The organism is Ruegeria sp. AM5 (assembly GCF_056540645.1).
Genome location: NZ_JBQFXC010000001.1, coordinates 838762 through 856881, shown reverse-complemented (window position 1 = coordinate 856881; position 18120 = coordinate 838762). Strand labels below are relative to the sequence as shown.

Below are 18120 nucleotides of genomic sequence, written 5' to 3'. Positions count from 1 at the left end.
TTGCCCTAGCTAAAACGGGCCGCTGGCGGCGTCAATCGCGTCGGCGAGATCGGCTGAGGATGAGCAAGCCGATCGCCAGTACCGTAAAACCGATAAAAGCACGTGGTGGCAAAGCTTCATCGCGCACCAAAGCACCCATTAGGATTGCGATTGGCGGAATGATGAGCGTTACGAGCAGAACATTGCCGCTGCCTGCTTGTTGTAGCACCCGATAGTACAGCAAATAGGCTCCGGCTGTTGCCAGCAGGGCGTAATAGGCGATTGCCAGCCAGGTTTGCAGGGGCAGGGTGAAGGTCGGAACTCCATCGACCAACAACATAACAGGCGTCATCAGGATCGCGGATCCGGTCAACATACCTGCCGCGGCGATCTTAGGGGGAAGGGCGCTCATGTGGCTACGCGCCCAGATGGCTGCAAACGCATAAGAAAGCGTCCCAGCCAGGATCGCAACCTGACCCAGGTTGCTTGGGTTTAGGTTGCTAAACTGTCTGAGGCCAATTGTGATTGAAACGCCTAGAAACCCAAGCCCTACGCCAAGGAGGCGGGTTTTGGTCAGCCTCTCGTCGCGAAAAAACAAGGCCGCTAAAAGGACGCCGAAGATCGCGGTGGCAGCGTTCAGAATCGATGTCAGCCCAGTTTCGACATAGAGCTGCCCCCAGGCCATAAGCGAGAATGGCAGGACATTGTTCAACAGCCCCATGATCAGAAAAATACCCCAGACCTTCGGATCGCTCGGGACCGGTTGGCGTTGAAAGCTGATGACGATCCACAACGCCAGCGCTGCCCAAAAAACCCTGTGGAAAACTGATGTTATGACGGGAATCGTATCAAGTGCGATTCGGATCGCAAGGAATGACATTCCCCAAATGACACCAAGCAGTATCAATTCGGACCAAGCGCGAGCTGTGAGTGTTTTCTGAGAAGTCATGGCTTGTTCTGGCATCTCTCAATCAGCAAATCGACCCGGAACATGCGAAAAAGCCCCACCGAGATGGCGGGGCTTAATATGCACATCTGCATCTGCTTTAGTTCAGCGCGTAAGTCACCTGAATACCAACGCTCCATGCGCTGTTGCCAGTGAACGTGGCACGGTTATCGGGGCCAGTACCGTTGGCAGTGGCATCCCCAATATCCGTATAGCGTACACCACCGGAAATCTTGGCCTTTTCAAGAGAGTAAGTGCCGCCCAGGCCGATACTCCAGAACCCATCCGTCGGGCCTAGGTTAGAGACCGAGTTCCCCTGAGAGCTCTCGTAGCCCAGCGTTACCGCGCCAGAGAATTCTTCGCTGAACTGATAGCCGAGACCCAGTGAGTAGGTCCATGTCGCCTCTTCGTAGTCGACCAGGTTAATACCGGTCAGACCAGTATAGACCGGCGGTGCGTACACGGTTTGCGGCCAGTCAACCCAACGGATCGAACCAAACAACAGCGTTTTTGGCGCGACACCTGTCTGGAAATCGAGATTGACCGATTGAGGCGTCACAACCTCGGTCGATGAATCAGCGCTGACGCGACCCACGACGGGTATGCCGGGTGGTACAATTCCAGTGATGGCATCGTTCGCTTCGGTCTGCGACAGATCATGTGTGATTTTCGAGTTATAGGTCAGAGCGACCCGTGCGGCGATATCTGGCCGTTCCCAAGCAACACCGACAACGTAACCGAAATCGATCTCGGCATCCGTTTCAACGCGGTATCCGCCGGACGCGAATGGTGTTGTGCTTGCACCAGCGATCGGAACTGAAACACTTGCTTTCAGACGCTGGGCGCGGAGACCACCGATAACACTAAAGCCACCATCCAATTTGTAGCGAAGCAAAGCCGTGATCGCATCGGTATCTGCTTTTGCGCGAAGCACGTCAGTTGTTGCTCCGGGAAGACCTGCCAGAGCCAAGACATTCTGCGACAAGGGATAATCCGAAGAATAGTCGATATCCGCGCCAAACGGCTCGTCATAAACCAGCGCGAAGTCGAGCTTTTCGGTCAAAGAAGTCTTGTATGCCAGATGCGGCGTGAAAAAGCTGTTCGAGACATTGCCCGAGTCAATCGTTTCCCCAAACGTCGGGCTGGTCGGGATTTGATCCTCCATCGATCCGCTTACGTCCGGCTTTGTATACCCAAGCCGAAACTGCACGACAGATCCCTCTTCGAAAAGGATGTTAACACCTTGCCCACTTCGGTCTAGGCCGCCGGCCTGCGCCGCGGTTGCCCCAATGCACAATGCGCATGTGTGCAACAACACTCGTTTCATATATTCCTCCCTACACTGTCCAAATTGCCTGTTATACGCATCCTCATTGGGCGTATTCGGCCTCGTTACCGCTTTTTACTGTCTTAAACTTTAAAATTGGGTCAACCGGTGACGGAGCGTTATTCAGCAAAATAGCTCTATGCGGGTGTTGCTGAATTGCTACGGTTCTCGGACCAAACGTTCAGGAAAATCCCGGCAAAGATCACCGCGGCCCCCAGAAGCGTCCAGTGATCCAGCGGCTCGTGATAAAGGACCATCCCGAGGATCGCGATGGTCGGAAGGCGTGCAAAATCAAACGGCACGACCACGGTCGCAGGCGCGATGGCCAGGGCATTGGTAATACAGTAGTGGGCCAATAGGCCTGCCAAGCCGACAAGCAAAAGAAGCGGCGCAGTCGTTAAGGTTGGAAGTGTTATTTGCCCATCCAGACCTGATGCAACCAGACCCAAACCGGCCTGCATCAAAGTAAGCCAGAACATAATGCATCCGATGCTGGCTGTGCGCGTTAAGGACTTGGTTGATATTGCTGTTAACGCGAAGAAAATCGCAGATGCGGCCGCAGCAATAACGCCGGGACTAAGTGTGGCGGCCCCTGGACGGGCCACAATGAGAATCCCGGCAAATCCGATCAGGGCTGCGGTCAGACGCAAAGCGGTCAACCTCTCGTGCAGCAGCAGTGGGGATAGCAGGATCACCCAGATGGGTTGAGTGAATTCGAGTGCAAAGACCTGGGCCAACGGGATCACCGTTACTGCATAGAACCACAGGTTCTGCCCGGTGAAATGCAACACGTTCCGAATACCATGCAAACCAAGACGTTTGGTGGTTACCTGATGCCATTTGCGTGAAGTCGAGAGGACGATTGCCACCACGCAGATACCAATTAGGCTGCGATAGAACATGATCTCAAAGGTGTCGTGCGTCACGCTCAGCTCGCGGCCGGCAATGGCCATCGATGTGAATGAGGCGATCGCCCCTGTCATCCACAGCGCCGCCTTACCGATCTGCATTTTATTGCTGTTCATGAGATCTCTTACATGTGCTGTGGTGCAACGGGCTGAATAGATTGCGTTTTACCCGATGAAGCAAGGCTAAATGTAAGTCTGGCCGTCTATGATCGCTTTGGGTGAGGGGCTTAGATGATGCCAGTATTCTGACGCGAACCCGCAAATAAAAGGGGTTCTTAGCCGTTCGGCGTGCTGGCTCTGATACTCAGGTGGTTGGCAGAGCTTTGCTGACCGAATCGCCGTTCAACACGTATCGAGCACCGGTATGAGGGCAGGTAACCTCACCACGCCCAGTGAGAGGTAAATCCAACTGCTCGCCATACTCGCTCATCCAGCCAATCTGTTTGGCAGCGACGCCCACCATCAGTGCGTATGGCTTCACGTCAGCATTAACAACGGCACCTGCGCCGATAAAAGCGTATTCCCCGATTGTAGCACCGCAAACGATCGTGCAATTGGCGCCCAGCGTGGCCCCTTTCTTTACCAGAGTATTGCGGTATTCGGCCTTTCGTTCGATCAATGAACGCGGGTTGTACACATTCGTGAACACCATGCTCGGCCCACAGAATACGCCGTCTTCCAGCGTGATGTTGTCATAGATCGAAACGTTGTTCTGAATTTTGCAATCGTCGCCAATTATGACCTTGTTCCCAACGAAGACATTCTGCCCGAGTGAAACATTTCGGCCCAGCTTGGCGCCTCCGCAGATGTGCACCCAATGCCAGATTCGGCAGCCATCTCCGATCTGCGCGCCTTCATCGACGATTGCCGTTTCATGTACCGAGTAGTTGCTCATCGAATTGTCCTTCTCCCGTCAAACGCGGTGCATTTCAGCACTGTCGAGGGGGAATAATCATTCCCATTCAATCGTTCCGGGAGGTTTCGAGGTGATGTCGTAAGTGCACCGGTTGATGCCCTTGACTTCGTTGATGATACGCGTGGCGGTTTCACCGAGGAATTCGTGGCTGAAAGGATAGTAGTCCGCTGTCATGCCATCGACGGATGTGACCGCGCGGAGGGCGCAGGCATAATCGTATGTTCGTCCATCCCCCATTACACCGACCGTGCGCACCGGAAGAATGGCGACAAAGGCCTGCCAAATCTCATCATACAGACCATGTTTGCGAATCTGGTCGATATAGATGGCATCGGCTTCGCGCAGGATCTCAAGCTTTTCGCGAGTTATCTCACCCGGGCAGCGGATGGCAAGGCCGGGGCCGGGGAAGGGGTGGCGACCGATGAAGCTGTCGGGCAGGCCCAACTCGCGGCCCAACGCGCGGACCTCGTCCTTGAAGAGTTCACGCAGAGGCTCGACCAGCTTCAGGCCCATCTTTTCAGGCAGGCCACCCACATTGTGGTGCGATTTGATGGTCACAGATGGACCGCCTGAAAACGACACGGATTCAATCACATCTGGATACAAGGTGCCCTGTGCCAAGAACTCGGCGCCGTCGATTGTGTCGGCGTGTTTCTGGAACACGTCGATGAACAGCTTGCCGATAATCTTGCGCTTGGTTTCAGGATCGGATTGTCCATCAAGTTCACCCAGGAACAGTTCGCTTTCGTCCGCGTGGATCAACTGGATGTTGTAATTGTCGCGGAACATGCCGACGACTTCGGCAGCCTCGTTCTTGCGTAGCAGCCCATGGTCGACAAACACGCAGGTCAGCTGATCGCCAATCGCCTCATGTATCAGGATCGCCGCAACCGAGCTGTCGACACCGCCAGACAAGCCACAAATGACTTTTTTGTCCCCGACCTGTTCGCGGATTTTGCGGATCATCTCGTCCCGATAAGCCCCCATGGTCCAATCGCCCTTGAACCCTGCCAGTTTGACAAAATTCTCATAGAGCTTTGCACCCTTGGGTGTGTGGTGAACCTCGGGGTGAAATTGCACCGCATAGAAATGACGCGAGGCGTCGGCCGTGATGGCATACGGCGCGTTGGGTGAAGTGCCGAACACCTCAAAACCCGGAGCGATTTCGCTTACATGATCGCCGTGGCTCATCCAGACCTGCTCGTCACCTTCGGCGAACCAGCCATCGAGGATATCAAGCCGATTATTCTGAGTAACAAATGCGCGGCCAAATTCTGCGGTGCCGTGCCCGCTTTCAACCTTGCCGCCCAGTTGATGCATCATCACCTGCTGACCATAGCAGATGCCCAGGATCGGCACGCCGTAGTCAAAAATCTCTTGCGGGGCGCGGGGTGAACCCTCGCGCGTAACACTGTCAGGGCCGCCCGAAAAAATGACGGCCTTGGGCGCCATCTCTCGCACGAAATCCATCGTGACGTTCTGGTAGGGGTGGATTTCGCAATAGACGTTCAGTTCGCGCAAGCGGCGGGCAATAAGCTGCGTCACCTGGCTGCCGAAGTCGATGATCAAAAGGCGGTCATGGCTGTCTTGGGTCATGATTGGCTATTAGGTCGCAAGCCTTGCTTGTGCAAGCGTAATGACGTCAATTCAGCGAGGAGGCTGATACATGACCACCATAAAACTCAGAACTGCCGAACGAAGCGACGCCAAGTCGATACAAGTTTGTATCGCAAGCGCTTATGCCGATGCGATGAGAGACATTGCCGATCTGCCGGATGTTACGTCTGGTATCGAGGAAGAGATCGCAGAGCATCAGGTCGTCATTGCTGAAGTGGACGGTACACTTTTTGGTGTCATCATATTTGATCAACAGGCCGAGGCTATGATGATATTCAATCTCGCCGTTTCGCCAGAGGCTCAGGGCAAGGGTATTGCGCGGCAACTGCTTGCAGTTGCTGAAGCTAAGGCCGTTGAGGCCGGGCTTTCAGTCCTGCGCTTGCGGACACATCGGCTGATGCGTGCAACCCGCGAAATGTACACTCATCTGGGGTGGGTTGAGGTCGAGGTGTCAGGAAACACTGTCGTTATGCAGAAAAAGGCAAAGTAGTAACCGACAGACATATGTCGCAGCGGCCCGCGGTTCATGTCGCTTTTACCTCTAGAGCGCCGTAAACTACCTGTGGCGAAGTTTGCCGTTCATGTAACACATCTACCAAACCAACCAATCACGGGATTTACTCAATGGCAGAGGCAAACACCCGGCGCAGGGCACGGGGTGGCGGTGGTGCCGCCCGTCGTGCCGAGCGTACGGCGGTCAAGATCGAAACCGCGAAATATATCGAACGCAATATCCCCAATTTCGAGGTCCTCAACGAAGAGGCGCTGGAGATTATCGAAACCAATGCGGAAACCGTATTGGCTGAGATTGGCGTCAATTTCGTAGACAATCCGGCAGCGCTTGAGCGCTGGAAAGACGCGGGTGCAGATGTCGATGGTGAGCGGGTCCGCCTGCCGCGCGGCCTGGCACGTGAGCTGATCAAGACCGCCCCTAGCGAATTTACCCAGCACGCCCGCAATCCTGAGAAATCGGTAGTCATCGGCGGCCGCAATATGGTTCTGGCTCCGGTCTATGGTCCTCCGTTCGTACGCGATGCGCAAGGCGGACGTCGTTACGCGACAATGGACGATTTCAACAAGTTCGTGAAGCTGGCCTACATGTCCAAGTGGCTGCACCATTCGGGCGGTACGGTCTGCGAACCGACAGATATTCCGGTAAACAAGCGCCATTTGGACATGCTGATGGCGCATATGACTCTGTCCGACAAACCGTTCATGGGTTCGGTCACTGATCCCAGCCGGGCGCAGGATTCGATCGAGATGTGCGAGATCCTGTTCGGCAAAGAGTTCGTGCAGAACAACACCGTGATGACATCGTTGACCAACATCAACTCGCCGATGACCTTTGACGACGTGATGATGGGTTCTCTGGAAGTTTATGCCGCAAACAATCAGGCCTGCATTATTTCGCCGTTCATCGTGGGTGGTGCTATGGCACCGGTTTCGGTCGCGGGCACGCTGACGCAGGTTCTGGCCGAGGTCATGGCAGGTGTAGCATATAGCCAGATCATCCGTCCGGGTGCTCCTGCGATCTTTGGGGCGTTCGTATCGTCGATCGACATGAATTCAGGAGCGCCGACCTTTGGCACCCCAGAGGCTTCGCACGTCACTTATGGCGCGGGTCAGTTGGCGCGCCGACTGGGTCTGCCATATCGCTCTGCGGGTTCGTTCTGTGGTTCAAAATTGCCGGATGCGCAAGCTGCGTATGAGACCGCGAACTCGTTGAACATGGGCCTGATGTCGGGTGTGAATTTCATGCTGCATTCCTGCGGTTGGCTCGAAGGCGGCTTGGTGGCAGATTTCGAGAAATTCGTCATGGATGCCGATCAGCTCGGCGTTTTGCACGGATTGGCCAAAGGTGTGGCCTATGATGAGAATGCACAGGCGATGGACGCCATCCGCGAAGTCGGTCCCGGAGGTCACTATTTGGGTTGTGCCCATACGCAAGCCAACTTCAAGGAAGCGTTCTGGAAAACCGATCTCTTGGATTATAAGCCGTTTGAGACCTGGGAAGAAGAAGGCGCCCGCGATACACGGACGCTGGCTTCGGCACGGGTTGAGCATCTGTTGGCGAACTACCAGCAGCCGCAGCTTGACCCTGATGTAAAGGCGGCGCTCGACGCATATGTTGCCGAAAAGAAAGCATCGATGCCGGACGCGTTCACCTAATTACTGATACTGCGTTGCGCGACTGGCCTGATACAGTTGCGCTTCGCCATTCAATGCAATCAGCAGATCAAGATGGCGAACCAGTGAATAGGCCGCATCTTCTTCGATGCGTTGCGCGTTAATCTCACGCTCCAATTCCAGCAAACGGATCAACGCTGCACCAGTGCCCGGTGTTGATCCATATCCAAGAAGCCGTTGCAGGTGGCGGTCGCGATTATAGTCCTGCGCCCCGATCTTGGCGGCACGGGCCAGTAGTCGCGGGCGGCGGAGTGTGGTGATCATGGTCATCAGGTCCTGCACGGCAGCTTTCCTTCTTTTTCAATTTCGCTGTCTGAAATGTGACACAACCTAAGCGGGTGTTGCCTTGTGCGGGATCACCCCGAACTATGGTTTCACCACTGTTTATCTTTTTGAATCAATTCTGCTCTGTGCCGTCTGTGATTAACGAACGAGTAACGAAAGCAACTCTAGTTAGATTTGGTTAACTAAGAATCCGACGGCTAAAACTGTCAGTTTGTTTTGTCGACGAGGGCAAAGAAATATGGAAAACAGCGTGGCATTCACTGTTCCGGCATGGGTTCCCGAAGGGGCGCAACGATATCTGGACCATACGGAGTCAGGGCGATCTATTCGGGATATTGCGCGGTCCGTAGGGTGCCATGCCTCGACCATTCTGCGTCAGATCCGCAGGGTTGAGATGCGCAGGGACGATCCTTTGGTGGATGCAGCTCTGCATTCTCTGGCCCAGTCACACTTTGCGCCAATGGAGCGCACAGGTTCTGCATTTGCAATCGTGACGTCTGAGGCAGAACGGCCCGAAGCCCAAGACGACGAATTCGAGCGCGAGTCGCTGCGTGTACTGAGGCGCATGTGTGAATCCGGTGCAGTGCTTGCCGTGGCCGAGGATATGCACAAGGCTGTTGTGGTTCGGGACAACGGCGAAGGTGGAACTACCAAAACGGCAGTTGTAGATTGCCGGATCGCGCAGGCTCTGGCGCTGAATGATTGGATTTCATGCGATTGTCCGGGTCGGATCTCACGCTACCGGATTTCAACCTCGGGCAGGGCTGCGCTAAGTCATTTGATTGCCGAGGCCGAAAACCGAGCGCGCACGCAGAATGAATTTGGCATGGCGGAAGCGCAGGCCGCATTCAAACCCGCAACTGCGGGTGCAAGGGCGCCATCGCAGCCCCGCGTTCGTTACAGCACTGTGGAAAGCCCGCTGATCGCTTTGGCGCGCCGCCGCGACCGGGATGGCAAGCTGTTTCTGGATGAAACTCTGGTGAGCGCGGGCGAGCGCTTGCGTGAGGATTTCGAACTGGCGCAGATCGGACCTCAGGTCACACAAAATTGGGATCGCTTTCTGACAGGCGGAGGACGCGGTGACTTTGCCTCGGACAGCCATGTGGGGCGAGGACCTTCTGGTGCCAGAGATCGTGTGGCCCGCGCGCTGTCTGACCTTGGGCCGGGTTTGAGCGACGTCGCGCTGCGCTGTTGTTGTTATTTAGAAGGGCTTGAGCTGGCTGAAAAGCGGATGGGCTGGTCTGCGCGATCAGGCAAGATCGTGCTGCGGATCGCGTTGCAAAGGCTGAAGCGCCACTACGAGGACCAGACCGAGCGGGATCGGATGATCGGCTGAACGATTCATGCAGCCATATACCGGCCTTGCGGAAATGACCCCAAATGATAGTCAGGGGTTATGAATTTTACCTTCCGCCAGCTGCAATATTTCCAGGCCGTCGCCGAACAGCGTAACTTTGGCCGTGCCGCGCAGGTCTGCCATGTGTCGCAGCCTGCGCTTTCGGTTCAAATCAAGGCACTGGAAGACTCGATTGGTGGGCCGTTGTTCGAACGGCAGGCCCGCGACATCCTGTTGACACCACTTGGTCGAGACGTTTTGGACTATGCCCAACATGTCCTGAACGCGGCCGAACGGTTGGACCGGTTTGCACGCGACCATTCGGGTGGCCATAGGTCCCTGTCGATCGGGATTATTCCTACGGTTGCACCATATTTGCTGCCGGGGGTGCTAGCCGGGTTGCGGGCTGCGGATGTCTCGTTACGGGTTCAGATTCGTGAGGCCCGGACCGAGCGATTGCTATCCATGTTGGGCTTGGGCGAAATAGATGCCGCCGTACTGGCGCTGCCCTTGGGAAATGGAACTTTCCACGAAGAGCCACTATTCGAAGATCGGTTCTTGCTGGCAGGAAGTCAGACTCGCTTGAATCGATTGACCATCAGCCCGGAAGAGTTGCGGCCTGTGGACTTGAAGACAGCGCAATTGATGCTGTTGGAAGACGGGCACTGCCTGACAGATCAGGCGCTAGAAGTTTGCGGTCAGGATCGTACCAGCGGCCAAATTAATATGGGTGCGTCTTCGCTTGCCACGTTGTCGCGTTTGGTCGCCGAAGGGTTTGGCCTGACGTTGATGCCTGAACTTGCGGCGCAGGCCGAGACGGATGCAGTCCCTGGTCTGCGATTGTTGCGATTTGGTGCGCCGCAACCGGCGAGGACCATTGGCCTGGTGCGTCGCAGCTCGACCGGAGCGGAGGAGTGGTTCGATCGATTGGCGCAAGTAATCCGGCAGGTCGGTGAAGACGTGGTAGCTAAAACTCGAACCTAACGAAAAAGGCCCGCCGAAATGGTGGGCCTTTCAAAGTAGTGCATGACAGGATTATGCCAGCGCCGGTTCGCGGGCTTCGTCCAGATGCTTCATTAGGTTTTCTGGGGACGACACGCCGTAAGGGTCTTCGGGGCAGTTATCCATCAGGCCGGGCTCTTCGAACCATGCCTCCACAACGCCATCGTTGACGATGGCTGCGTAACGCCACGAGCGCATGCCAAAGCCCAGATTGTCCTTGTCGACCAGCATACCCATTTTACGCGTGAACTCACCGGACCCATCAGGAATGACCTTGACGTTTTCCAGACCCTGATCGGCGGCCCATTTGTTCATGACAAAGCTGTCGTTGACGGACATGCAGTAGATTGCATCGATGCCCTTGGCCGCAAAATCGCCGTGGCCTTTTTCGAAACCAGGCAATTGATAGGTCGAGCATGTCGGGGTGAATGCGCCGGGCAGCGAGAACAGGATAACGCGCTTGCCTGCAAAATAATCCGCAGTTGTCTTGTCTTCCCAACGGAACGGGTTGGGGCCTTCGACCGCCTCATCGCGGACACGGGTATGGAAGGTTACGTCAGGTAGTTTTGCACCGGTTTTCATCATCAAACTCCTGTGATTCACATATGTTTGCCGCGAGAGTTAAAATGATTCTAACTCGGCTTCAATGATATATATGCTGCAAAAGCATAATATCTTTGATGGCGTTAAAGCATTATAAGTAATGCGTAAAATGATGTGCATGGTCACTTTCGCTGCACGCACGTAGACGTGCCGCATAGCGGCTATGCGCCGCTGGTGTAACCAAATGAGTCGGTCTATGTTATGAACAAAGAAAATTGACCCAAAGTCAGGAAAGCCAGCCGTGCGTGATCTGAAAATACCCGAGCAAAGACACCCCGAAAAGGCACATCGACCTGACAATGCGGCTCCGCGCAAACCGAACTGGATTCGGGTCAAAGCGCCGGGTGGCAAGGGCTATGCCGAGACGCATAAGATAATGCGTGACAACAATCTGGTCACCGTCTGCGAAGAAGCCGGATGCCCGAATGTGGGTGAGTGCTGGAGCCAGGGTCACGCGACCATGATGATCATGGGCGAAATCTGCACGCGCGGTTGTACCTTCTGCAACATTGCGACCGGTAAGCCGGATACTCTGGATGCATTTGAACCGGGTCGCGTGGCGCATGCGGTGCAGAAGCTGGGCTTGAACCATGTGGTCATCACATCCGTGGACCGGGATGACCTGCAGGATGGAGGGGCTGACCATTTCGCCCAAACCATACGCGCAGTACGCCACCGCTCGCCCAAGACTACGATCGAGATTCTGACGCCGGATTTCCTGAAATGCGATCCCTCGGTGCTTGAGATTGTGGTCGAGGCCAAGCCAGATGTGTTCAATCACAATCTTGAAACGGTGCCGGGCCTTTATCCTCAGGTGCGTCCCGGTGCGCGATATTTCCACTCATTGCGCTTGCTGCAGCGGGTCAAAGAGATGGACCCGTCCATTTTCACCAAATCCGGCATAATGGTCGGACTGGGCGAGGACGAGCAGCAAGTTCGTCAGGTCATGGATGACATGCGCGCGGCGGATATCGATTTTCTGACTATCGGCCAGTATCTGCAGCCAACACCCAAGCATCATGGCATTGACCGCTTTGTTACACCCGAAGAGTTTGCGGCCTATGAAAAAGCTGCGTTCGGAAAAGGTTTCCTTATGGTCTCGGCAACTCCTTTGACCCGGTCGTCTTACCATGCGGGCGATGATTTCGCCCGTTTGCGCGAAGCTCGACAAAAGAAGTTGAACCAGAGGTGAAACCCGAACTTCAATCCTGGCTTACCGAAAAGCGCCATGAACTGCATCAAGTGCCTGAGATATCGGGCGAGGAACGTGGAACCGCGACGAGTATCTCGAACTTGCTTCAGGCGTGTGATCCCGATGCGGTGCTGACAGGTATCGGTGGCCACGGTGTCGCGGCGGTTTATGATAGCGGACAGCCCGGACCTACCATCGGAATCCGGTGTGAATTGGACGGTTTACCGATCCAGGAAATCTCAAGTGCCCGATACGCGTCGCAACATCCCGGAAAGGGGCATCTTTGCGGGCATGATGGCCATATGGCGATGGTGCTTGGTGTTGCCTTTGTATTGGGGGACAAGCGTCCGACCAAGGGGCGGGTGGTTCTGATTTTTCAACCCGCCGAAGAAACCGGTCAAGGTGCGATTGCCTATCGTGCTGATCCCAAGTTTGCGGATATCGCTCCGGACTATGTGTTTTCTTTACACAATTTGCCGGGTTTGGAATTGGGCGGGGTTGAGCTTTGCTCGGGTCCGGCGAATTGCGCCTCGCGTGGGATGCGAATTGTTTTGACGGGCAAAACCTCGCACGCGGCGGCTCCTCAGGATGGAGTGTCGCCAGCCGGTGCGTTGGCAGAGCTTATGCCTGCTTTGGCCATTCTGGGGCAGGGTGGGGCGCTGGATGCAGAATATGCGCTGACAACGGTAACCCATGCTAGGCTGGGTGAGGCCACTTTTGGTATCGCACCCGGTCAGGCCGAACTGTGGGTGACCCTGCGCACGGTCTCGGACAGCCGGATGGCAAGCCTGATCCGCGACGCAGAACAGCTGGTGGCTACACGTGCTCATGCACAGGGATTAGGTGTTGAAATCACCTATGACGATGTGTTTGAGGCTTGCACAAATTCGGGTGAAGCCGTGCAGATCCTGTCAGAGGCCTGCCAAAGCCGCGACATTCCTTGCAAGCTGGTTGCAACCCCACAAAGGTTTTCGGAAGATTTTGGGCAGTTCGGAAAAGGCGCAAAAAACGCCATGTTCTGGCTAGGCGCGGGGCGGGATCATCCGCAGCTACACAATCCCGACTATGATTTCCCGGATGCTTTGATCCCGATCGGGACAGATATTTTTCTGGCTGCTATCGAACAAACGCTCAAGGCCTGAGTTTTCTGGGCTGGCTTTCTGCCCATTCGGGCCACCACCCCATATATTCAATTCCGGCAATCATCAGGCAGATAAGGATCGCGCCAAACACCAGTTTCACGCGCCGTTCCGAGGGCGGGTTTCGCCCCCATTTTGACATGCGAACAAAGTGGCGCAGACTCATCAGTCCTGATCTTCGACAAATCGAACCTTGCCGATAAACGGCAGGTTGCGATTGCGCTGCGCATAGTCGATGCCATAACCCACGACAAATTCATCAGGGATTTCAAACCCGATCCAGTCCGAGCGGAAATCAACCTCGCGCCGGCTGGGTTTGTCCAGAAGGGCGATGGATTTCAACCGGTGCGGCTTGCGGGTACGGAGCAGCTTGGAGACATGATTCAGGGTATGGCCGGTATCCACGATATCCTCGACTACCAAAACATCGCGCCCTTCAATGGCGCCGCGTAAGTCCTTAAGAATACGAACTTCTCGACTGCTTTCCATCGAGTCTCCGTAGGACGATGCCTCCAGAAAATCGACCTCGATGGGCAGGTCCAGCTCACGCACCAGATCAGCGATAAAGACGAAGCTGCCGCGCAGCAGGCCGACAACGACCAGCTTGTCGGTGCCGCCGAATTCAGCCGTTATTTCGCGGCAAAGCTCTTCGATCCGGGCAGCAATTGCCTTGGCCGAGATCATCTCATCTATCACATATGCGCGCTGGCTCATCGCTGCCCCCTTGATCTTTGGCGCGCAACATACGAAATCACGCGCCATTGTCACCAGTTAATCCCGGATATCATGCCAACCCATTCCGAGACCCGCCCGCTGCCTTACACCGCTCAGCAGATGTATGATCTGGTCGCGGATGTGGCGAAATACCCCGAGTTCCTGCCATGGTGCGCTGCGGCCCGCATCCGTCGGACCTATCAAGCCGGAGATGGCAAGGTGATGGAGGCGGATCTGGTGATTTCATTCAAGGTATTCCGAGAACGCTTTGGCAGTCGGGTCACGCTATTTGATGAGCTGAAACGGATCGATACCGAGTATCTGGACGGTCCGTTCAAATACATGCGCTCGGATTGGGAATTCGAGGATACAGTTGATGGCTGCAACGTCTCGTTCCACGTTGATTTCGAATTCAAGAACGCGGTTCTGCAAGGAATCATTGGCGTGGTTTTCAACGAAGCCATGCACCGTATCGTCCGAGCATTCGAACAACGTGCTGCCGTCCTGTACGGCTGAGGCTTTACGCCCGAGCGGCGCGCGCTAGACTGCGCCACATGACCGATTTGACAACTGCCCTTGCCGAGTTTGCTGCTGGTTCTGTGTCGACCACGGCGCAGGCTCGTATCGTGACATCTCTATCCGCGTTGGACTGGCTTGCTGTGGGGCGGGCAGGCGCAGATGAGCCGGTTTCCCGCATCATACGTCAGATGGTTCTTTCCGAGAGCGGTGCCGCACAGGCGCGTTTGTTCGGAGGCGGTGATGCGCCGCTACGTGCAGCTGCGCTGGTGAATGGTACCATTTCTCATGCGCTTGATTATGACGACACGCATTTCGCTCATATCGGTCATCCATCGGTTGCTGTTTTTCCTGCAGCCCTTGCTCTTACTGCGTGGGAAGACCGACCTCTGGTCGATCTGCTTGAGGCAGCGCTAGTGGGAATGGAGTTATCGATCCGCATCGGTTTGTGGCTTGGTCGTGGTCATTATCAGGCTGGTTTTCACCAAACAGCCACGGCTGGCGCGTTTGGGGCTGCGGTGGCTGCGGGTCGGATTATGGCATTTGACGTAAAGCAGATGCGTGACCTGTTGGGGCTAACCGCGACCCGGGCCTCAGGGCAGAAATCACAGTTCGGGACCATGGGTAAACCCTATAACGCTGGACTTGCGGCCTCGAACGGGGTTGAGGCCGCCCAGTTGATCCGCAACGGTTTTCAACCCGGTGCTGACGCATTGGAAGGCCCGTTTGGGTTTGGGGCGACACATTTGGGAGCTGACGATTTAGCTGCTGCGCTTGATGGTTTGGGGGACGAGTGGCTGTTCGAAAGCATCAGCCACAAATTCCACGCTTGCTGCCATGGCCTGCACGCGGCGCTCGAGGCTGCGCGCGATCTCGACGTCGCCGAGCCTGAGGTGGCCGAGATCAAGATCAAAACCCACCCCCGCTGGATGAGCGTGTGCAATCAACTGCAGCCGACCAGTGGGTTAGGAGCGAAGTTTTCCTATCGTACCGTGATCGCAATGCAGGCAATGGGCTACGATACAGCTCTGCCAGGGAGCTATTCCGACAAGATTTGTGCTGATCCAAGACTGCAATCCTTAAGGGACCGGATCACGGTCGAGGCGGATGAGAGTCTATCCGAGACACAAGCCCATCTGTCCCTGTTACGCCGGGACGGCGCGCGCCGCGAGGCCAGCCATGATCTGCTGGCACCGATGTCTCTATCGGATCGCGAAGATCGCGTCAGGGAGAAAGCGGCGAAGCTGATCGGGGGGGATGAGGCGGACGCCATCTGGTCGATGCTGCGCACCGGCGGGCGCGCAGCGGATTTGGCTGACAGGTTAACCGATTAAGTGACCCGCCAATGCAGCGGAAAGCCCGGATCGAATACGGTCACGGGGCCGTCGCCGCTTTCGATTTTGGTCGGATAGACGACCTCATCGCCTTTGGTCAGCGTGATGGTCTCTTCGTTCACTGGCAGGCGATAGAAGGCCGGGCCGTTGAGTGACGCGAACGCCTCTAGCTTGTCCAACGCATCTGCGCGCTCGAACATTTCGGCCAGCAGTGACATTGTATTAGTTGCAGTGAAACAGCCGGCGCAGCCACAGGCCATTTCCTTGTTAGCATCCGTGTGCGGCGCGCTGTCTGTGCCCAAGAAGAAACGCGTATCGCCTGATGTCGCGGCGGTCAGCAGCGCCAGCCGATGCTCTTCGCGCTTGGCGACCGGCAAGCAGTAGTAATGCGGCTTGATGCCGCCAACCAGAATGTGGTTGCGGTTGATGATCAGGTGATGCGTTGTAATCGTCGCACCCAGATCTTTCTCGTTCGCCTTGACGTAATCCACGCCGTTTGACGTCGTGATGTGCTCCATCACCACGCGCAGTCCGGGTGTTGCTTTGCGAATCGGATCAAGAACGCGGTCGATGAACACCGCCTCACGATCGAAGATATCGATCTCGGCATCCGTGACTTCGCCGTGCACACACAGCGGCAGACCGATCTCGGCCATCTTCTCCAGCACCGGGCGCACCTTGTCGAAATCGCGAACGCCAGAAGACGAGTTGGTTGTTGCCCCAGCCGGGTAAAGCTTGACCGCCTTGACCAATCCGCTTGCATGTGCGGCGGCCACATCCGCCGGGTCCGTGTCTTCGGTCAGGTAGAGCGTCATCAGCGGCTCAAACGTCATATCCTCAGGCAGAGCAGCAAGGATGCGGTCCCGATAAGCTGCTGCGTCGTCACCTTTGACAACGGGCGGAACCAGATTCGGCATGATGATGGCACGGGCAAAATGGCGCGCGGTTTCAGGCAAGACGGCTTGCAGCATCGCGCCATCGCGCAGATGCAAATGCCAGTCATCGGGGCGGCGGATCGTCAGGGATTGGGTCATGGCCCCCGGCTAACACAGCCGCTTGGGTGGTGAAAGACCCTCTTGCCCTTGCCGATGAGACAGATCGCCGTAAGTCACTGACGGATGGTGGTCTTGACCTCTGGTTGTGGTCATGACCTGTTGGGGCGCAGGAAAAAGGGGAACTCATGACACAGCCAAACTCCATCGATGCCGTGCAAGAGCTTTTGGGCTCTGAGGGTTATGTCTGTGGCCGGGCTTTGGCGACGGTTGTGTTTCTTTCGCTGAAACTTGGTCGACCTCTATTTCTGGAAGGCGAGGCGGGCGTCGGCAAGACTGAGATCGCCAAGGCGCTGGCCGCAGGATTGGGGCGGCGCCTGATCAGGTTGCAGTGCTACGAAGGCCTTGATGCCTCTTCCGCTGTGTATGAGTGGAATTTCCCCGCCCAGATGGTGGCGATCCGAACCGCAGAAGCGTCGGGTGGGGCGGACCGAGGCGCGTTGCAGACCGAGCTGTTCTCGGATGATTATCTGATCGAGCGCCCCTTGCTGCAGGCCATGCGCCCGGATGCTACTGGGGCACCTGTACTGCTAATTGACGAATTGGACCGGACCGACGAACCCTTTGAGGCTTTCTTGCTGGAGGCGCTCAGTGACTTTCAGGTCACGATCCCCGAGCTTGGTACTGTCAAAGCTCCAGAACCGCCCATTGTGATCGTTACCTCGAACCGCACGCGCGAAGTACATGACGCGCTGAAACGCCGCTGCCTATATCATTGGGTTGATTACCCTGACTTTGCGCGCGAAATCGAAATCCTGCACGCCCGAGCGCCGGAAGCGGCAGAAGCGCTGAGCCGTGAGGTGGTCGCCTTTGTTCAGCGCTTGCGCACTGAAGATTTGTTCAAGAAACCGGGGGTGGCCGAGACTATCGATTGGGCCAAGTGCCTGCTGGCGCTGGACGTTATCAACCTCAGTCCCGAAGTAATCGGCGATACGTTGGGTGCCATCCTGAAATACCAGGACGACATCCAAAAGTTGCAGGGGTCCGAGGCCAAACGCATTCTGGATCAGGCGAAAGCCGATCTCGAACCAGCTTGATGCTTCATATGCTCGAAAATACTTTGGGGG

At 55.9% G+C, this 18120-nt stretch carries 19 protein-coding genes; 9 read left to right on the top strand and 10 right to left on the bottom strand.

Annotated elements, in window-relative coordinates; all coding sequences use genetic code 11:
* Positions 1 to 31: 31 nt before the first annotated feature.
* The 5 genes from ACR0AH_RS04380 to guaA all read right to left on the bottom strand — a co-directional run bounded on the left by ACR0AH_RS04380 (position 32) and on the right by guaA (position 5672).
* Positions 32 to 943, bottom strand: coding sequence for a DMT family transporter (locus tag ACR0AH_RS04380; protein ID WP_480590589.1), 912 nt, complete (start codon positions 941 to 943; stop codon positions 32 to 34).
* A gap of 82 nt (positions 944 to 1025) precedes the next feature.
* Positions 1026 to 2090: an OmpP1/FadL family transporter gene (locus tag ACR0AH_RS04375; protein WP_480590585.1), complete on the bottom strand. Its 1065-nt coding sequence runs from the start codon at positions 2088 to 2090 to the stop codon at positions 1026 to 1028.
* Positions 2091 to 2389: 299 nt separating this feature from the next.
* On the bottom strand, positions 2390 to 3277 hold the full coding sequence (locus tag ACR0AH_RS04370; RefSeq protein WP_480590583.1) for a DMT family transporter: 888 nt from the start codon (positions 3275 to 3277) through the stop codon (positions 2390 to 2392).
* Positions 3278 to 3464: 187 nt separating this feature from the next.
* Entirely contained in the window at positions 3465 to 4055 is a 591-nt protein-coding gene (locus ACR0AH_RS04365) for an acyltransferase (protein ID WP_170393253.1), read from the bottom strand.
* A 57-nt stretch (positions 4056 to 4112) separates the two neighbouring features.
* Positions 4113 to 5672, bottom strand: a complete 1560-nt coding sequence (gene guaA, locus ACR0AH_RS04360) for a glutamine-hydrolyzing GMP synthase (protein WP_480590580.1) — start codon at positions 5670 to 5672, stop codon at positions 4113 to 4115.
* A 70-nt stretch (positions 5673 to 5742) separates the two neighbouring features.
* Between guaA and ACR0AH_RS04355 the strand changes: the two genes are divergently transcribed.
* Together ACR0AH_RS04355 and ACR0AH_RS04350 are read left to right on the top strand one after the other, a co-directional pair.
* Complete coding sequence (locus ACR0AH_RS04355) at positions 5743 to 6183, top strand: GNAT family N-acetyltransferase (protein WP_170510246.1); 441 nt, start codon at positions 5743 to 5745, stop codon at positions 6181 to 6183.
* 134 nt (positions 6184 to 6317) lie between these two features.
* On the top strand, positions 6318 to 7862 hold the full coding sequence (locus tag ACR0AH_RS04350) for a trimethylamine methyltransferase family protein (protein WP_170393250.1): 1545 nt from the start codon (positions 6318 to 6320) through the stop codon (positions 7860 to 7862).
* Here the strand turns inward: ACR0AH_RS04350 and ACR0AH_RS04345 are convergent, their stop codons facing one another.
* A complete protein-coding gene (locus ACR0AH_RS04345) occupies positions 7863 to 8162 on the bottom strand; it encodes a DUF6477 family protein (protein ID WP_170610387.1) in 300 nt (99 codons plus the stop codon).
* Positions 8163 to 8403: 241 nt separating this feature from the next.
* Between ACR0AH_RS04345 and ACR0AH_RS04340 the strand changes: the two genes are divergently transcribed.
* Together ACR0AH_RS04340 and ACR0AH_RS04335 are read left to right on the top strand one after the other, a co-directional pair.
* A complete protein-coding gene (locus ACR0AH_RS04340; RefSeq protein ID WP_480590576.1) occupies positions 8404 to 9501 on the top strand; it encodes a DUF6456 domain-containing protein in 1098 nt (365 codons plus the stop codon).
* A gap of 60 nt (positions 9502 to 9561) precedes the next feature.
* Positions 9562 to 10485 carry a hydrogen peroxide-inducible genes activator gene (locus ACR0AH_RS04335; protein WP_170732036.1) on the top strand — a complete coding sequence of 308 codons (924 nt, stop codon included), beginning with the start codon at positions 9562 to 9564 and terminating at the stop codon, positions 10483 to 10485.
* Between the two features lie 51 nt (positions 10486 to 10536).
* Here ACR0AH_RS04335 and ACR0AH_RS04330 read toward each other — a convergent pair whose 3' ends face one another.
* Complete coding sequence (locus ACR0AH_RS04330; RefSeq protein ID WP_170393246.1) at positions 10537 to 11085, bottom strand: peroxiredoxin; 549 nt, start codon at positions 11083 to 11085, stop codon at positions 10537 to 10539.
* 262 nt (positions 11086 to 11347) lie between these two features.
* Here ACR0AH_RS04330 and lipA point away from each other — a divergent pair, with 262 nt between their 5' ends.
* Complete coding sequence (gene lipA, locus ACR0AH_RS04325) at positions 11348 to 12298, top strand: lipoyl synthase (protein WP_170421324.1); 951 nt, start codon at positions 11348 to 11350, stop codon at positions 12296 to 12298.
* The gene (locus ACR0AH_RS04320) at positions 12295 to 13440 is read left to right on the top strand and encodes an amidohydrolase (protein WP_480590572.1); all 1146 of its coding nucleotides are present in this window, start codon (positions 12295 to 12297) and stop codon (positions 13438 to 13440) included. The genes lipA and ACR0AH_RS04320 overlap by 4 nt, the downstream gene beginning before the upstream one ends.
* Here ACR0AH_RS04320 and ACR0AH_RS04315 read toward each other — a convergent pair.
* Together ACR0AH_RS04315 and hpt are read right to left on the bottom strand one after the other, a co-directional pair.
* Entirely contained in the window at positions 13430 to 13603 is a 174-nt protein-coding gene (locus tag ACR0AH_RS04315; RefSeq protein ID WP_170421327.1) for a hypothetical protein, read from the bottom strand. The genes ACR0AH_RS04320 and ACR0AH_RS04315 overlap by 11 nt on opposite strands.
* Positions 13603 to 14151 (bottom strand): hypoxanthine phosphoribosyltransferase, encoded by a 549-nt coding sequence (hpt, locus tag ACR0AH_RS04310; protein ID WP_010439696.1) that lies wholly within the window; start codon positions 14149 to 14151, stop codon positions 13603 to 13605. The genes ACR0AH_RS04315 and hpt overlap by 1 nt, the downstream gene beginning before the upstream one ends.
* A gap of 72 nt (positions 14152 to 14223) precedes the next feature.
* Between hpt and ACR0AH_RS04305 the strand changes: the two genes are divergently transcribed.
* Both ACR0AH_RS04305 and ACR0AH_RS04300 read left to right on the top strand, forming a co-directional pair.
* Positions 14224 to 14667 (top strand): type II toxin-antitoxin system RatA family toxin, encoded by a 444-nt coding sequence (locus tag ACR0AH_RS04305; RefSeq protein WP_170801000.1) that lies wholly within the window; start codon positions 14224 to 14226, stop codon positions 14665 to 14667.
* Between the two features lie 38 nt (positions 14668 to 14705).
* A complete protein-coding gene (locus tag ACR0AH_RS04300; protein WP_480590569.1) occupies positions 14706 to 16001 on the top strand; it encodes an MmgE/PrpD family protein in 1296 nt (431 codons plus the stop codon).
* Here ACR0AH_RS04300 and pyrC read toward each other — a convergent pair.
* Complete coding sequence (gene pyrC, locus ACR0AH_RS04295) at positions 15998 to 17035, bottom strand: dihydroorotase (RefSeq protein ID WP_480590566.1); 1038 nt, start codon at positions 17033 to 17035, stop codon at positions 15998 to 16000. The two genes, ACR0AH_RS04300 and pyrC, sit on opposite strands and share 4 nt — an antisense overlap.
* A 146-nt stretch (positions 17036 to 17181) precedes the next feature.
* On the opposite strand from pyrC, the gene ACR0AH_RS04290 reads away from it, so the two are divergent.
* Positions 17182 to 18090, top strand: coding sequence for an AAA family ATPase (locus ACR0AH_RS04290; protein ID WP_170510219.1), 909 nt, complete (start codon positions 17182 to 17184; stop codon positions 18088 to 18090).
* Positions 18091 to 18120: the final 30 nt, after the last annotated feature.

Bases quoted from the DNA above. Each gene is read 5' to 3' on its own strand.
- hpt (WP_010439696.1), bottom strand. From the start codon at position 14,151: ATGAGCCAGCGCGCATATGTGATAGATGAGATGATCTCGGCCAAGGCA.
- ACR0AH_RS04300 (WP_480590569.1), top strand. From the start codon at position 14,706: ATGACCGATTTGACAACTGCCCTTGCCGAGTTTGCTGCTGGTTCTGTG.
- ACR0AH_RS04330 (WP_170393246.1), bottom strand. From the start codon at position 11,085: ATGAAAACCGGTGCAAAACTACCTGACGTAACCTTCCATACCCGTGTC.
- ACR0AH_RS04305 (WP_170801000.1), top strand. From the start codon at position 14,224: ATGCCAACCCATTCCGAGACCCGCCCGCTGCCTTACACCGCTCAGCAG.
- ACR0AH_RS04370 (WP_480590583.1), bottom strand. From the start codon at position 3,277: ATGAACAGCAATAAAATGCAGATCGGTAAGGCGGCGCTGTGGATGACA.
- ACR0AH_RS04355 (WP_170510246.1), top strand. From the start codon at position 5,743: ATGACCACCATAAAACTCAGAACTGCCGAACGAAGCGACGCCAAGTCG.
- ACR0AH_RS04335 (WP_170732036.1), top strand. From the start codon at position 9,562: ATGAATTTTACCTTCCGCCAGCTGCAATATTTCCAGGCCGTCGCCGAA.
- ACR0AH_RS04380 (WP_480590589.1), bottom strand. From the start codon at position 943: ATGCCAGAACAAGCCATGACTTCTCAGAAAACACTCACAGCTCGCGCT.
- ACR0AH_RS04315 (WP_170421327.1), bottom strand. From the start codon at position 13,603: ATGAGTCTGCGCCACTTTGTTCGCATGTCAAAATGGGGGCGAAACCCG.
- ACR0AH_RS04350 (WP_170393250.1), top strand. From the start codon at position 6,318: ATGGCAGAGGCAAACACCCGGCGCAGGGCACGGGGTGGCGGTGGTGCC.
- ACR0AH_RS04290 (WP_170510219.1), top strand. From the start codon at position 17,182: ATGACACAGCCAAACTCCATCGATGCCGTGCAAGAGCTTTTGGGCTCT.
- ACR0AH_RS04365 (WP_170393253.1), bottom strand. From the start codon at position 4,055: ATGAGCAACTACTCGGTACATGAAACGGCAATCGTCGATGAAGGCGCG.
- pyrC (WP_480590566.1), bottom strand. From the start codon at position 17,035: ATGACCCAATCCCTGACGATCCGCCGCCCCGATGACTGGCATTTGCAT.
- ACR0AH_RS04375 (WP_480590585.1), bottom strand. From the start codon at position 2,090: ATGGAGGATCAAATCCCGACCAGCCCGACGTTTGGGGAAACGATTGAC.
- ACR0AH_RS04340 (WP_480590576.1), top strand. From the start codon at position 8,404: ATGGAAAACAGCGTGGCATTCACTGTTCCGGCATGGGTTCCCGAAGGG.
- guaA (WP_480590580.1), bottom strand. From the start codon at position 5,672: ATGACCCAAGACAGCCATGACCGCCTTTTGATCATCGACTTCGGCAGC.